Here is a 14611-nt window from a genome sequence, read left to right as displayed (position 1 = left end):
AATTTATGATCCGTAAGTATTTAAACCCCGATGCTCGGTTTTAATCCAAGGCGAGTGCTGCTTTTGCAGACACATTTTCAAGGTGGTTACAATCATGACAGGAATCCAATGTATCATGTAGATAGAACCTTGCATAGTTCCCCAAACTAAAGACCATCCTCGTAAACCCTGAAATTGATAAAGTCCGACCATAAAAGCAATTGTTAAAATAATACTTAGTAATACTTGAAGTGGCAACAAAACTGGGTATTGGTCATAAAATATTGTCCAAAATAAATCGGCTATAAGTCCAAGGGGAAGTAGAAACTGTAACAAAAAAAATAAAATTAAATCAATTTCTTTAGCCCAACCTAAAGTAAAAATTTGTGGAAAATAATCTAGGTAACGCTGATACCCGCCCTCCGCCCAACGACAACGTTGAAGCCAGAGGGATTGCGCGGTAGTTACTCCTTCTTCCCGAATAGATGTAACTATCACAAACTCAATCTCAGCACCTACTAGATAAAGTTTAAAACAAAGATCTAAATCATCGGTGACTGTGTTTTCATTCCAGCCTTGACACTTTTCTAAGAAATCCCGCTTAACTAGCATCCCATTGCCGCGCAGTTCACACATTCCGCCAATAGCAAGGCGATGGGTCTGAAGAAAACTATCACAGCACATTTCCATTTGCTGACAACGGGTTAAGAAATTAGTATTAGTATTAGCAATTTCCTTTCGTACTTGTACTGCACCAATCCCTTTTTTTTGGAACAGAGGTACTGTTTGCCGCAGCAAGTCAGCCGGTAACTGAGCATCAGCATCACAAACGAGAATAATCTCTCCTCGCGTGTAGGGCAATACTGCATTTAAAGCCCCTGATTTACCACCTTTAGCTTCTCGCCGATAAACTTGTAAAGATGGCAATTTAGTTAGCATTTCCTTTAAGATTTGCGGTGTTTCATCAGTACTACCATCGTCAATAATCCAAAAATCTAAACAATGACTTGGATAATCTAATTCCCCTAAGCTTTCCACCAAATTAGTCAGGACTGCACTTTCATTTTTGGCAGGAACTAAAATGGAGACTAGGGGAAGATAATTATTACTTTCAACCACAAAATTAACTGGTTTTGCTATTAACATTCTTAGAGTTTGTATGGTCAATATAGTTATTAAAACCAACATAAACCCCTGAGTTACTGGCCACCAGTGTACCAGACTCACTCCGCTCCAAACTATTAGAACTACTAGGATAGCTTTCAGACGAAGATAGCGGTTAAAGCTAATATTGGTACTGGGATGAACAGTATTAATTTTCATTTGAATTGCTATACTATTGTAGCTCGACGCTTAGTTCTACGATTTAATATTACCATGGTAGCTGCCCCCAGTAAAAAGCCGCCTAACCCCGCTGCAACCCCTAGGGTTTTATTTAATTGTCGAGCAGCATTCAATACTGGATTATCCAGCAGATTAGAGGAGAAATGCAATGATTGAATCATCCATTTGTCCTCTAATTTTTGTAATACCGCTGTCCAGCGCAAAGTCATATTAGCCGACTTACCATCCTTGAAAGAGAAAGTGGTTATTGCTCCCCCCGCCGCCACATCTATTTCTGGGGAGAGAAAGGTTCTGATGGTCTCCCCTTGTAGTTGCATTTTTATATTTTCAATCGTACTGGAAAACTGTTGATTCCAATACTTTTCAAACTCAGAGGTGGTGTGAAAAACTTGGTTATCAACTGTTGTGATGATGAACTGGGGGTGCAGATAGGGGTCAATTTTGGTAAAATTACGAGTGTTTAGGGCTTCTAAGGCAATTTCTCGGGTGCGAATAATTGCGTCGATGTCCCCCTGGCCGACATCTGCTAGAGCAGAGGAGGGGAAATTCCCAATTACTATGGCTAACAGAACAATACTAAGTAGTTGAGCCAATTTGTAGATGTTGGTAAATTTTTGTTTCATTATATTAAAAACATTTAAATTGGATGGCACTTAACGAAAATTTTTTCTGCTACTCAGGATTATACATTTTTCTGATCTCTCGTAAAAGTTGGGTGCTAAGGGGTGATGTGGCCAGCATTGGATGCTTGATACCCCCCCAAATACTTCCAGTGCGGATGTGATAGGAAACCAATAGTTCAGGGATTTGAGGGGAGATGAAAACTTCTGGCGGTTCAAGCTGACCAAGCCCCCGCGCCCTCCGGTAATGATAAGACTCTGATAAGATACTATCTAGCTTTTGAGCAATCATGGCTGGGGTTTCTTCAGCCCTATCTAGCAAGAGAAGATAATGGGGGGGGGCGGCCACCGGCACCAAGCTTTTAAAATTGGTTGATGGTAAGTTCAACCTAGTCAGAGCATTATTGACAAAGGTTTCTGACAATTTTTCCCCGACTAAATCGCTCAGGCTTTGATATCTTCCCAGAAATTCTAAACAGGGAGTGTTTTGATAGTAGTGGGTGACGCGGACGCAATCGCCTATGCGATAACGATATAATCCCCCCTTTTGGGACAAAATGAGTCTGTATTCTTGACCAATGGTAAGTTCGGTTAAACTTAAGAGAACACCCTGGTTATCCTCGAACTCGAAAAACACTTCATCCAGAACTGGTACATATCCCCTAGCTTTAATCAAAGGGATGGTCATCGGTGCTTCTGTGGCTAATAACCCCTTTCCTTGAACTAATACCCCCGGAAACTGCGAGCGCAACCCTTGAGCTTGAACTGCTGCATTAGCACTATCCCAGCAAGAAATTAGTTTCAAGCTTGGCCATATTTGTTGCCAAGGAATAGGACTTTCGCTGAGTAGTTTTAGTCGATTAAGTGAAATTCGCTGCTGTAATTCTGCTTGCAATAACTGCTGATTCTCCTGAATATATTTTAAAAGGATTTGGAGAAAGGTGGGACTCCAAATGGAAATTATCTCCAATGCCTCAGCCTTGAGTAAAGCTAGGGCTAATTGATGCTTAAAAGCTGGGATATTATTCAAGTTATTAAGTTGTTCGGGCAGCAATAACCAGGGACGCAAAAAAAAGCGCAACCAGCCATCTAAGTAATCTAAATCATTCTGTAAGTTTTGACTATCAGCTTCATTTAATCTTGGTGAAATACAAGCGTAAATCTTTCCTGTAGAAAAGTCAGGTCCGTTCACGATTAAATCATAGGCCCAGACACAGAACATCTGGTTAAATGAGCGGCGCAAAGATTGAGTATAAGGAATCAATTTCATCGCCCCGCTACTACCAGAGGTTTTCTCAAAAAATAGAATGGGTTCAGGAGTCAGGGAAATTTGTTGATATTTATGATGTTGAACTGTTGGCTTTAACCAAGGGATAATATCTTCATAATCTACTAGGGGAACTCGCCACCAATCTTTTATTGAATTAATTCCCAATGCTCGACCGTAGGCACTATTAATGAGACGAGCAACGATTTCTTTCTGTACCCATCTCTGGGTTAAATCTGGACGTTTCAATGCTTGCTGAAACCGCTGGGCATTGGGGGCAAGTATTTTTCCAAATAGCTGAATAATTGGACGCATTATTATATCTTTTGATTGGGATAGAGGTCAGTGGCTAAAGTTAAGAATTTACCATCATTAAGAACTACTCCAGGAGCTAGATGGGAGCCAGCCCCAATGAAGACATTATTACCAATTTTGACTTTTTTGACATATAACATTAAATCAGCTTTGCGAGGCTTGATGATATGAGAATAAATTCCGACACGATGACCGATAACCACCCGGTCGCCAATTTCTAAAAAACCGCGATCACTAATTTCTAGGGCTGGGGTCCAGTAAACATCTTTCCCCACTTTTGCCCCCCATAATCGCAACCACCATGAAAACAGCCCCGGAATCAACCTTAATAGTGTTTCTAACACTGGAATAGCAATATAAATCACCTGGATTTGATGGCTACCCCACCAAGGACTATATTCTTTCATCTGTAGATAACTAATGCCCTCTCGTACAGGATAAAAATATTCATGTAAGCGATAAACCAACGGCGGGAACCCATAGATAGACAGCAACACAGCTAGGAGGCTAAAAATACTAGGTGAAGCCAGAAAGTAAAATATTGCTGCTCCAGTCAGCAACAAAATAAAGGCAGGAAAGAATGAAATGACTCTACCGAAAATAGTCATAGGAATGGGAAAAAAAGTTTTTGCATTAAGTTTAGTGAAGTAGTAATCCCTAGGGCAGAAGGGGATTCTTGACATTGATAATAGGTTCCATGGAACTTATCCCAAATTTTCAGGTTAGCCCCATAGTTATAGTCCCTCGTTTCCCTACCATGATGCCAAGCATGATCCTCTGGTAAGATTAACCAAGGGGAGAGAACTTTAGCCCAGCAGCTATTAGGGGCGATTAGCAAGCGGCTATGCCGCCATAAATCTAGGGCAGATGTCAAACTAACTCCTAATAAATAGCCTGTGGGTTTAGCTAATAAATATAAAAATAATGGGTTTATCCATAAATAAATAATTAACAAACTTGTCCAGATGGTGTTTCTAGAAGTTCCGAACACATCCATTTGATTAACGGTATGATGGACTTGATGAACTGGCCAAAATAATTTAAGGTGTAACAGACGATGATTCCAGTAGTATAAATAATCAACCATAACAAAGCTAAGGATAAAGGAGGGAATTAGTGATAGTTTAAGACAGCCTTGATAATCAGTTGTCAAATGCTGGCAAAGCTCAGAAAACAACAGAGCTTGTAGTAAGGGCATAAAAATTCCTTGAATTGCTAATCCGCTGCCATCTAGTAGCCAATCTTGACAAGTTTTAGTTCGGAGATGACCGCGGGAGGACTTATGGCTAATCGTCCAAGCAATTAAAATAATAAAGCTGCTCAAAGTTATCACTTGTAAGTAATTTTTTTCTAGCATTGACCTTAAACCCAAAAGTTAACTTCAACGGTCTGATTGGGCAATAATCGCGGGTCTTCCCCCCGACCAATTGCCCCTCTAATTGACTCTACGAAAAGGTGAATTGTATCCGCAGGAGTAGGGAAAAATTCTGTGCCATATTTAGCGATAGCTTCTCCTTGAACCCCTAAAATTTTCACATCTTGGCGAATGATATGTTGAGCAGTCCAGCCCACAAAGGGAAGTGCTAATTTATTCCAGATGCCATAATTATAGGTAATATCCGTGTAAACCAAAGTTGAATTATGGGTTTCGGGGATAGATTGACTGGTAATAAATAAATGGCGATTACCTCCCATTTGATATTCCACGCAGGTAATATTAGGCATAAAAAAGAGATCGCTATGTTTAATCCCTGTGCCTTTAAAATTAAGAAAATATCTGTACCATCCCAAATTACTACTTTCGTGGTGATACTCCACTAAAACAGCACCGTCACAGCGTTTAACAGTCATCCCTAACTTTTTTTGTCGGGAGGAGCGAAAAATACCCTGATGAACAAAAGCGGTATGGGGAATATCAATAAAGTTCTCGGCGCAGTTGGTAACATCGTTAGCAAAACGATTAATTACCCGTACTGTTTCCCAGCCAGGCTGTCCGTAGTGAGGCATAGGAAAAGGTTCAAAGTCAACCCTTGGGGTTGCAGCCAACCGGACATAGACATAACCATCTCGTTCCTTGACGGCATAACATTTCCCTCGACAACCAGGAGGAGATTTAAAGCTCGGTCCTTGAGCAGGGACAGCAATAACATGGCCATTCCCGTCATAGAGCCAACCGTGGTAGGGACATTGCAAGATACCACGATTGACTTTACCCTCTGACAAACGACTGTTACGATGTAAACAGCGATCCTGCAACGCTACTGGTTCTCCATTACTGCCACGAAATATCGCCAGCCATTCTCCTAAAACAGTGCGTGCTAATACTTGGTTAGCCTTTAAATGTTTGCTGAGGGATACAATATACCAGAAATCCTGAAATTGCATAGCAGACTCTCAAAACCGACCCTTAATAAAGATTTGCGGCTACATTCCGCCCGTCCTGGCCCAGCCCCCTGTCAAATTTTCCAATTAACCTATCATCCCACAATTTACCTACCCGAAACAAGATCTCCCCCCCAACACTGTTCAGATAAGAGAAATGGTGAAGTGGCCGAGAGGGGACGGGGGAAACCAAAAGCCTTGCTAATTCCATCCCCTCTCCACACCCTTCCTCGTGTTAAGTTTGTGACACTAACTGAACAGTATTGGATATCCCCCCAACTTTCCCCGGCTACCATAGCGCATTCCCATTTCGCCCTTGTCTATTTTAGGACTACCATCTCGATATCACCTGTAAGCTCAAGCTGACAGGCCAACCGCACCTGCGGATAATGGGGAGCTAAATTCTCCAATATTTCCCGTTCCTCGGGTTGGGGAGGGGGGATATCGCCAACGACTTCCACCAAACAGGTACCACAAATACCAGTCCGACAGCCAAATAAAACAGGTGAATTATGAACCGTCAAATGTTCAGATAAATTCTCATGGCATGGCAAAATAATGGCAGCAAAATCAGTAGACGGAAAAGATATTCTACACAAATCAGTCATAACAGCTAACCAATTTAGGCTCTCTCGTTCTTTGTGTGATCTCGCGTAGCGAGCGCGTTGCGACCAGTTTAACTTATATAGAAGCGATTAATCTTTGTGTCCTTTGTGTCTTTGTGGTTTGTTCCACTCGCTTGTCAGCGAACTGTATCTTAGACGATATTTAAACCTTTGTAATTCTCGCGTTTGAATTGCCAAGTATCCAGAGATACAATTAGATGCCATCAGGGACATTTCCCGATTGCACGGCCAAAGATAATCCAGCTTTTCCACATATACCTTATAGGATGCCATGGCTTCTTGATGGGTTAAAAAACTACGGTGTAAACCCTCTGACTCTTGAGTAAAACAACAATCCATCATTTCCTGCGCCTCCCCTTGACCCAGGCCAAAAATAGGCGATCGCAGTAGATAATAAATTTTCTCATATAACGCAGGATCGTACCAAAAAATTCCATTAATTGCCACAGAAAAGTGAAAATGATCCCGCTGACATCCCCAGAGTCCTAAATTGGCAACCAATCGCTCAAAAGCAGTTGGCGGTGTCAAGCAGTTAATAACATCGTGGGAGATAATTGTCGAACTATTGAAGTGGAAGCTTTCATCTAGAAAGTGACAATGGGAAACCTGAGCAGGGATAGGAGCAGATTCTTGAGGGCAATATCTCTGATAATAATTGCTGAGTTTATGTTGGACTATTTTCCCATTTAGAGTCCGCACCCCTCGCACTGTAAAATACTGACAGGCCAAGAAGGTATTATTGGCAGAAATCAGGCCAAAATATTGCAGTTGAAGTTTTTTCCACCATGTTTTAAGGGTATTGGTTTCAGCATAGACCATCGTTTCCGTAAAAGGTCCGCGCATTGGGTAAGTGAAGATAAGTTTTCCGAATAGCGATTGTTCGGTCTGCTTGGCAATAGTACGAAAGGCATTAATATGCGCCCGTTCTTGGGATGACTCTAAGTCCAACGTATCGCAGATTAAACGAAAATCTTCATGGGCATAAAGTCCTGCCGCGCTGGTCTGATTGAAAAAGATAGTAGCAATTTCAGCCGAGACGATTTGTGAGTAATAAGCTACCCAATAAAGTTGGTTTAAAATAACGCGCTGATGGGGACTAGACTGCTCCCATAAAGGAGTCCCGTAGAGCAAAGAAAATTCCTCTGGATTCCAATATTCATTCTGACAATCTTCATAGCGAAAGCTGGCAGCTACTTCATCCATTAAAGCAGTATGGTCTTGCTGTTTATTCCGATTGTAATTAATGTGCAGTTTGCCTTGAATACGTTTTTCCATATCTAATTTAATTACCAGCAGATTGAAGAACACATTTATGGGCAGGAATAGGTTGAAAAGCACCCCTTTCTTCTAAAGCTTGAAAGATGGCATATGCTGATTTTATATTCATTAGCGATCGCATCAGTTTCAACCTAATACCACTATGGGTTTCCGTATCTAGCTCCTCGAGAATTTTGACTTTTTGAGATCGGGTTAAATGACCTTTTACTTGCTCAATTCCTGCCAGTACGTTTTGGGGTCCCATTTGAACCATAAATAAAAATTGTGCTAATATATCAATAATTGTTGCCTGACTGGAGCTAGCCACTGAAATCTGTTTAAACAAAGCATTTCCCGTGCTATGATGGCGAGATTCAGCCTCTAAAAAGCCCGAAAAAATCTCTGCTAATTCAGGATGGCGACATTCCTTCGCCAAACGTCGATAGTGGCTCAAACCCCAACCTTCTAACACCACTTGTAGCACAAAGAGCAATACCGTTTTATCCGAGCTTTCAGCCACTTCTGACAGTAGGCAGAGAAACGGATCGTTTGTATTAGTCATTTCCCGCTGCGGTAAAAAATTGGTTATCTGGTTAAGGTGGATGGCTTCATCAGCAGCAAACAGCCCATAGAGCATTCGTTCCTCAACGGTTTCTGCTAACAACACCATTTTGGCCATGTAGCCAACGCCTGCCTTCTCAATAAAATACGATTCTTCTAGTAGGCCGCCGCCGACTAGCTCCAAAATAGCAGATTGCTCATCCACGGGAGATTGTTCAAAAACTTTGACTCGATGTAAATTGAAAAATTCAGCATCCCAATAATTTAAGTTCTGAGAAAGAACATAATTGTTCTGCCGAGGCAATGCCGCTGTTAGTATCCGGTGTAAATGGTCAGGGGAATTATGGTGCGGTAGGTCAAAACCGGCGATTTTACCTGGGAATTTCATTTTTTTCCGTTTCCATCAATGGGGGTTCAGAGTAAGACGGGGCCGGCGTTTGAGGCATGGGATGACTGACAGCCTTCCAAGTTCCCCAGGTTAAGGCTTGCTGGCGATTGACCTGCTCAATGAATTGCAGGATAGAACTATCTGCTTTGGTGGGAGTTCGCAAATCAAACCGAATTGTTTGAAATACTTGGGTATCTCCCCCGGCGAAGTAATTACCAACCTGCTGGGTCAACCATAGCAAAACGCGATTCATAATCCATCCCGATAATCCAGTCCGTTGGGAAGTTACCAGAATTGTTTGTCCTTCGGTTTTTCCTCCTGCAAGCATTCGCAGGGCAAAGATAATGTAAAAGTGCAGAAAATCTGGCCCTAGGGTCACAGTTCCGCTGCTCCCATACCAGTAACACATACTATAAGTAACTTCGTTGCGGTAGAGAGGACGAATCAGGCGAATTAACCAAGAATCCTCCCCTCCTCGGGTAGTGTTGTTGAAGATAATAGCGTTAGGGTTCAGTTCTTGAGAAGAGAAGATAATTTTTACGGGTAGGTGATGTACTGTATTGAAATGATGAGCATCAATTGCGTTAATAAGTAATACATTAGGGTGGCAATTTTTGAAAAAGTGAGTTCCCAATGTATAATCACAGTTGACATTTTCTAACTCTGGTAGGTATGGTAAAGGGCTTGGCTTATCTTCTCCCACCCAAACCCAAATCATTCCGTATTTTTCTGCTGTCTGCCAAGTTTTAATAGTCACCGGTAGAGGTTTTTCTTGGGAAGGAATATCTACACACATTCCCCGCTCATTATATTTCCAATTATGAAAAAAGCAGCGAATTCCATCACCTTCTACTTTCCCCTCTGCTAAATGGGCCCCCATATGGGGACAATAGGCATCTACCGCCATCACCCGACCGCTTTCTCCCCGATAAATTGCCAAACTTCTACCCAACAAAGTTAGAGCTTTTACCTGGCCCAATTTTAACTTTCTGGATGGTAATGCCCAGTACCATCCTTGGATAAATTGCTCAGGATTGTTAAAATTTGAGAAGGAGTGATCAGACAGCATAAATATAACTTGACAGAGGCAGTTCTAACGAGAAAAAGGAGTTACAATAATAAGGTCAAGGCCACATCCGCCTTCCAGCCGCCGTGAGATTATCATAGCAGATCTCAGTCAAACAGACTAACTCATCTCCCTGTTGATAGCCAGGGTTTTTTTTTTGAAAAAACTGAACGTGGGGGTTAGCCTGTCTTCCCACCGGTATTTCCCCTAATCCCTCCAGGAGAATTTGAGGGTGTTGGAAGCGGACGATACCAGTTGCTTCTTGGTAAGAATTTCCATAGTATTCTTTAGCCAGACTTGCCATTAGATTGGTAATACTAGGAGGGGTTTCAACATTATAACGGGGATAGAAATCTTGCCAAAAAGTAGGGAGAAAGCGATAAGTACGAAACCCAGAACAGATTAACAGCCAGTATAGCTTATTGGCAGCATATTGTCGGTGCACAAAAGTGACAGCAGCAATCCAGCTACGCGGTAACGAGGTACTCGACCAAGCACTTGGATCAACGATGGTATCACCTGAGTATACCACACCGATCTGTTCTCCTAAATAAGTTTGCTGAGAGAACATAAGAGTCGAAAATCCCTTCAGGGCATTGCTAGTTTCATCTCTTAACAATAAAACCCAGTTTTTGCGCTCTAGATCAATTTGAAACCCATCCCAAGTTACACCTTTAAAGTAATTTTTAAATAGTAGATACATGGCGGTGCGATCGCTTAGTTCCAAATTTTGAACACCTAGCAAAAGACTTTTCATGATTGAACACCTCAACTTTACTGCTTGGAGTATAACCTACATCTTTCCAGTAAATCCAAGAGAGCCGTCAAAGTTCGGACTCCCAGCCAGAATTAGCGCCCTACAACTTCATCGAGGTTGCGGGGTAATCACACATTGAATGAACTGTAAGTAGGGAGGCACAATTATTTGTAGGATGGGTTAGCGGTAGCTTAACATGAGCTGGATCATTGTCGTGGGAACTTTTTGCTTTGTGGAAGGATAGCTTTCTGTTTCACAGGTAATTTTAGGCGATTCCGTTCGCCCTTGTTGTGGCGTGAAACAATTAGAAAGCATAACAACAAATGCCAGGGGGAAATAGCTCCAGAAAACATTCATCGCGGTTGTAGCAAGCGAGAAGTATATGCGGCGATTATATCATAATCGGTAAGGTGCGTTCCCCCTCGTTGCAGCAGGGAACGCACCCGACAAAATCGGCTACATCGGAGCGCTCGGATTCGGCAACAGTAGTGGTCGCTTCGGTTCCTTAGCCAACCGCACCAAAACCTCAAGTTTGTCAAGTTTATTGCGGAGCCATTTATATATAGATTTCTCTACACCTATTTTTTATCTAAGTACAGGACAAAAAATGTAAGGACTGGAGAAAAAGAGAAAAGTTAGGTAATGAAGGATTGAGAATAAGATGACGAAGGTGGTCTAAACCTAGCCGAAAGAGGCTTTTTGCTCGGCGACCATGTTTCTTGATAGGAATTGGATTAAGATGATGTATCTCCAATCCTGTCTTGAGAGACCAGACCAAAGCTAAAGTCAGTAAGGCTAAAAGCTTACGCAGACGTTTTGGGTCAGTAAAGTGAGTAGATTCTAGACAAAACCCACGGGTCTTAAAGATGCCAAAAAGAGTTTCAATACCCCAACGTTGGGCATAATCCTGAATCAGACCCAGACAATCGGGCTGTCCAATGACGATGAGCAAAGAATTATCGGGTAAGCGAAGAGCCTCTACAGAAACGGGATAACCCCAAATTAGACAACTCCCCTGCAGACGTTGAGATTCACCAATGGCAAGATGGGCAAAAATAACCTTGGCGGCCAACCGCTTGCCATTGTACTCAATCTTGTCTGTCGCCCGAATTCTTAAACAGAAAGCCAGCATCGGTTCAAGCAAAAGATACCTCAGCCACGCCAGCCCAATAAACTCACGGTCTCCACACAAGCAACGAATCTCCGCAGAAGGAAAAATCTTCAGCATCTCCTCAATAAAACGCATCCGTTCATCGCTGTTTGAGTTGCCTTTTTTCTTCTTGAGCATCCACCAGAGAATGGGAATAGCTACCCCTTCATGGACAATGCCGACTGTGAGGATGTTGTAGTGATGACTACCAAATGACCAATTGGTGCGGTCAATACTCAATACCCAGGGTTGAGGGATATTGAGCCACTGGACTACAATGCGAGCTATTTCAGGGTAATCTATCTCGAAGTCCCCAAAAAAGCGTTGTAATCGTTTGTAATGGGACTCTACCAATACCCGACCTTCAAAACCTAGGGCTAATTCCTTGAGGTTGACGGTTTTTACTTTCAACAGAGCCAGTAAGAATAGAGCGAGGAAAGAGAGTCTTGCTCCGTGCCATCGCAAATGAGGTTTGAGAGCTTGTTTCAACGCATTATACTGGTTCATAGGGGTTTCGAGATTAGTGCTATTTCTCATAAAACCCCACTCCCGCCTACTTTTCAAGCTTTTTGTCCTGTACTTAGATTTTTTATACTAACTATTGATTAGGCGACTTACCATCTCTACCATTCCATATATGTTTAAATTTTTAATCTCTTCCTGAATTTGATCGATTGAACTTTGAGAATCATCACTACAGTAAGCCAATTGAACTTTCTTTCCCTGCGGATCGGTTAATAGGGTGATCAAGTCTCGATCGCTCGACACCTGATAATCTATATAGATGCCTTTTCTATCTTTGGTGGGAGTGAATTTACATGAATAATAGTTATCCTGTTTACGTTTGTCCGATGCTTGTCTAGCCAACAAGTTTTCGATTAACAAACAATCGGATTCTTTATGTTGCTCGTCGTGAATATAATTTATTTTGCTTAAATCCGCTTTCTTGTAAGTCTTGGAAACATAACGATAAAGCTCCGCTTTAGAATCATACTGGATAGGTAAAATAATAAATCCTTTCTCCGCTTCCTCTTTGATCGCCTTTCGAGGAATATCGGCATTATAGGGAGTTAATAGGATAGCTTGTAATTTATATTTGAGTTTACTGGTGACATGATCGGCAATTTCTTGTTTTAAAATATCTCTAAAAGTTGTAATTTGTTCGATACCTGTACTCGTGGAATTTTTATTAGTTCCCTTCATCTCGATAATCGTCAGCAGAAGTAAGTCATTCTGAATAAAAAGAGATAAATAATCAGGTCTTTTCTGCTTTTGATTTCTAACGAGAGGATCCTTCTGACGATCAGTTTTAAATAAAATACAAACGGAATCTTTTTCTGGCTTGGTAATCCGAAAGCTGACACCGCTTTCGGGTGGAGCGATCCGATTGGGTACGGTACAGAAAATAAGCAAATTTTCTAAAAAGTTAAATTTCTGCCAATCGAGTTTATTCTTCTTCTGAGGAACATTCTTCTTCGGTTTCTTGGTTTTGTTGTCCTGCTTCATAAATTGCAAAAAACTTTTGTTGAATATCAACTGATACATCGCTGAGAGTATCCCAACGAATACCGTATTCAGGGTCGTGTAAAGAAAGTAATTGATTATTTTTTATTTCATAGGCGCTAACCTGTTCCATTTTAAGAAAAGCTCGGCTATCTTGCAGATAAAGCAATTTAGCTTGTTCGGCTAAAAGTTCTGGATTTTGGTGATTACCATTAACGATATTGTTAAGATGAGCCATCAAATAGGGGCTATGAGTCGTCAATAAAATTCTAACTCCTAAATTTACTAAAATCGCTAAAGATTCTAACAATTTTACCTGAGATTCTGGATGTAAGTTCATTTCAGGCTCATCGATCACCAGAAAATCCCCCGATTTTGCTCGATAGCGTAAATAGAGTAAAAGCGGGGCTAATTGTTTAATAGACGAGGAAGCATTATAAAGATCGATCTCTAAACTTCTTTTTACCGAAACTTTAATTTCTCTGCCTCCGAATTTAGTCTTTTTAAAGATTGTTTTATTGTTATTTTGAATATACTTTTCAATTTGATCGGCTAATTTTTGAAAATCATTTTTGTTTTTGGCAATGGGATCGGGCTTATTTTCTAGTTCTATGTCAGTTAAAAAATCCAAAAAATCCTCTACTGGTTGAGGATATCGAATATCCCCCTGTTCTTTTAGTAACTCTAACTGTCTATCTCGATTAATACGTCCTTGTATCAATAGCTCTCTCTGATTCTCTTTAAGTAGCTTATATCTTCTATTAGCCAGCACTTTATAGGTATTTATAAAAACGTTTCTTTCGGCGGGTAAAGGAAGTATGTCAGAAAATGAAAATGTTACAACACCAGCAACAAAATCAAGAAGAACCATGTTTTTATAATCATAAATTTCAGCTTCTTTTTCTGGATAAAATAAAATCTCATTATTGTTGTCGCTTCGCTCGATTTTCTTGATTCCAAATGAAGCTAATGACTGGCGATACTCAATTATATGCGCTAAAACTTTTTCTATAGCTGTTTTAATATCATCTTCGGAAATTTCGATACTGAATTTCGTTTTTTCAAAAATCTTGCCGCTAGAATCTTGGAAAAAAGATTGTAGTTTTATCCCGCTAAATTCAGATGCGGACTTTTGAACAATTTCGGATATAACATCATAAAAACGTCGGTCTATTTTTAAAGACCAATGATCGGCTTGATTTGTAAATTCTATTTTTTCTAAAATTTCACTAGAAAAAAAAAGGCCGTCACGATGATTAATCCATAACCCATAAATCGAGTAGGCGATATAAGTTTTATTAGAATTATTCGGGCCAATAATAACGGTTAGAGGCCGAAGATCCACTTCTGCCTCTTTAATACTACCTAAATTCAAGAGTTTGATTTTCATCATAAA

The 14611-nt window shown here is 40.9% G+C and carries 13 protein-coding genes and 1 pseudogene; all 14 read right to left on the bottom strand.

Annotation, left to right across the window (positions count from 1 at the left end; all coding sequences use genetic code 11):
• Positions 1–3: 3 nt before the first annotated feature.
• The 14 genes and pseudogenes from RAM70_RS16800 to RAM70_RS16735 all read right to left on the bottom strand — a co-directional run bounded on the left by RAM70_RS16800 (position 4) and on the right by RAM70_RS16735 (position 14608).
• A complete protein-coding gene (locus tag RAM70_RS16800) occupies positions 4–1302 on the bottom strand; it encodes a glycosyltransferase family 2 protein (protein WP_190380372.1) in 1299 nt (432 codons plus the stop codon).
• Positions 1303–1310: 8 nt separating this feature from the next.
• A complete protein-coding gene (locus RAM70_RS16795) occupies positions 1311–1946 on the bottom strand; it encodes a YybH family protein (protein ID WP_199319034.1) in 636 nt (211 codons plus the stop codon).
• 49 nt (positions 1947–1995) lie between these two features.
• Positions 1996–3525 carry a GH3 family acyl-acid amido synthetase gene (locus RAM70_RS16790; RefSeq protein WP_312674724.1) on the bottom strand — a complete coding sequence of 510 codons (1530 nt, stop codon included), beginning with the start codon at positions 3523–3525 and terminating at the stop codon, positions 1996–1998.
• A gap of 2 nt (positions 3526–3527) precedes the next feature.
• On the bottom strand, positions 3528–3992 hold the full coding sequence (locus RAM70_RS16785; protein ID WP_199319033.1) for an LbetaH domain-containing protein: 465 nt from the start codon (positions 3990–3992) through the stop codon (positions 3528–3530).
• 137 nt (positions 3993–4129) lie between these two features.
• Positions 4130–4849: a sterol desaturase family protein gene (locus tag RAM70_RS16780; RefSeq protein ID WP_202964144.1), complete on the bottom strand. Its 720-nt coding sequence runs from the start codon at positions 4847–4849 to the stop codon at positions 4130–4132.
• A gap of 38 nt (positions 4850–4887) precedes the next feature.
• Complete coding sequence (locus RAM70_RS16775) at positions 4888–5910, bottom strand: aromatic ring-hydroxylating dioxygenase subunit alpha (protein WP_312674721.1); 1023 nt, start codon at positions 5908–5910, stop codon at positions 4888–4890.
• Between the two features lie 317 nt (positions 5911–6227).
• Positions 6228–6515 carry a 2Fe-2S iron-sulfur cluster-binding protein gene (locus RAM70_RS16770; RefSeq protein WP_045357798.1) on the bottom strand — a complete coding sequence of 96 codons (288 nt, stop codon included), beginning with the start codon at positions 6513–6515 and terminating at the stop codon, positions 6228–6230.
• A gap of 219 nt (positions 6516–6734) precedes the next feature.
• Positions 6735–7736 (bottom strand): annotated as a pseudogene (locus RAM70_RS16765) (P-aminobenzoate N-oxygenase AurF); the annotation flags it as partial.
• A 79-nt stretch (positions 7737–7815) separates the two neighbouring features.
• Positions 7816–8739: a ferritin-like domain-containing protein gene (locus RAM70_RS16760; protein WP_312674718.1), complete on the bottom strand. Its 924-nt coding sequence runs from the start codon at positions 8737–8739 to the stop codon at positions 7816–7818.
• On the bottom strand, positions 8723–9808 hold the full coding sequence (locus tag RAM70_RS16755) for an aromatic ring-hydroxylating dioxygenase subunit alpha (protein WP_312674717.1): 1086 nt from the start codon (positions 9806–9808) through the stop codon (positions 8723–8725). Before RAM70_RS16755 ends, RAM70_RS16760 begins: the two co-directional genes overlap by 17 nt.
• A gap of 55 nt (positions 9809–9863) precedes the next feature.
• Complete coding sequence (locus RAM70_RS16750; protein ID WP_045357787.1) at positions 9864–10562, bottom strand: hypothetical protein; 699 nt, start codon at positions 10560–10562, stop codon at positions 9864–9866.
• Positions 10563–11151: 589 nt separating this feature from the next.
• A complete protein-coding gene (locus tag RAM70_RS16745; protein WP_045356388.1) occupies positions 11152–12219 on the bottom strand; it encodes an IS4 family transposase in 1068 nt (355 codons plus the stop codon).
• Between the two features lie 87 nt (positions 12220–12306).
• Positions 12307–13218, bottom strand: a complete 912-nt coding sequence (locus RAM70_RS16740) for a hypothetical protein (RefSeq protein ID WP_312674716.1) — start codon at positions 13216–13218, stop codon at positions 12307–12309.
• Positions 13160–14608 (bottom strand): AAA family ATPase, encoded by a 1449-nt coding sequence (locus RAM70_RS16735; protein WP_312674715.1) that lies wholly within the window; start codon positions 14606–14608, stop codon positions 13160–13162. The genes RAM70_RS16740 and RAM70_RS16735 overlap by 59 nt, the downstream gene beginning before the upstream one ends.
• Positions 14609–14611 lie beyond the last annotated feature (3 nt).

Source organism: Microcystis wesenbergii NRERC-220, assembly GCF_032027425.1.
Lineage (GTDB): Bacteria > Cyanobacteriota > Cyanobacteriia > Cyanobacteriales > Microcystaceae > Microcystis > Microcystis wesenbergii_A.
This window is presented reverse-complemented; position numbering and strand designations above follow the sequence as displayed.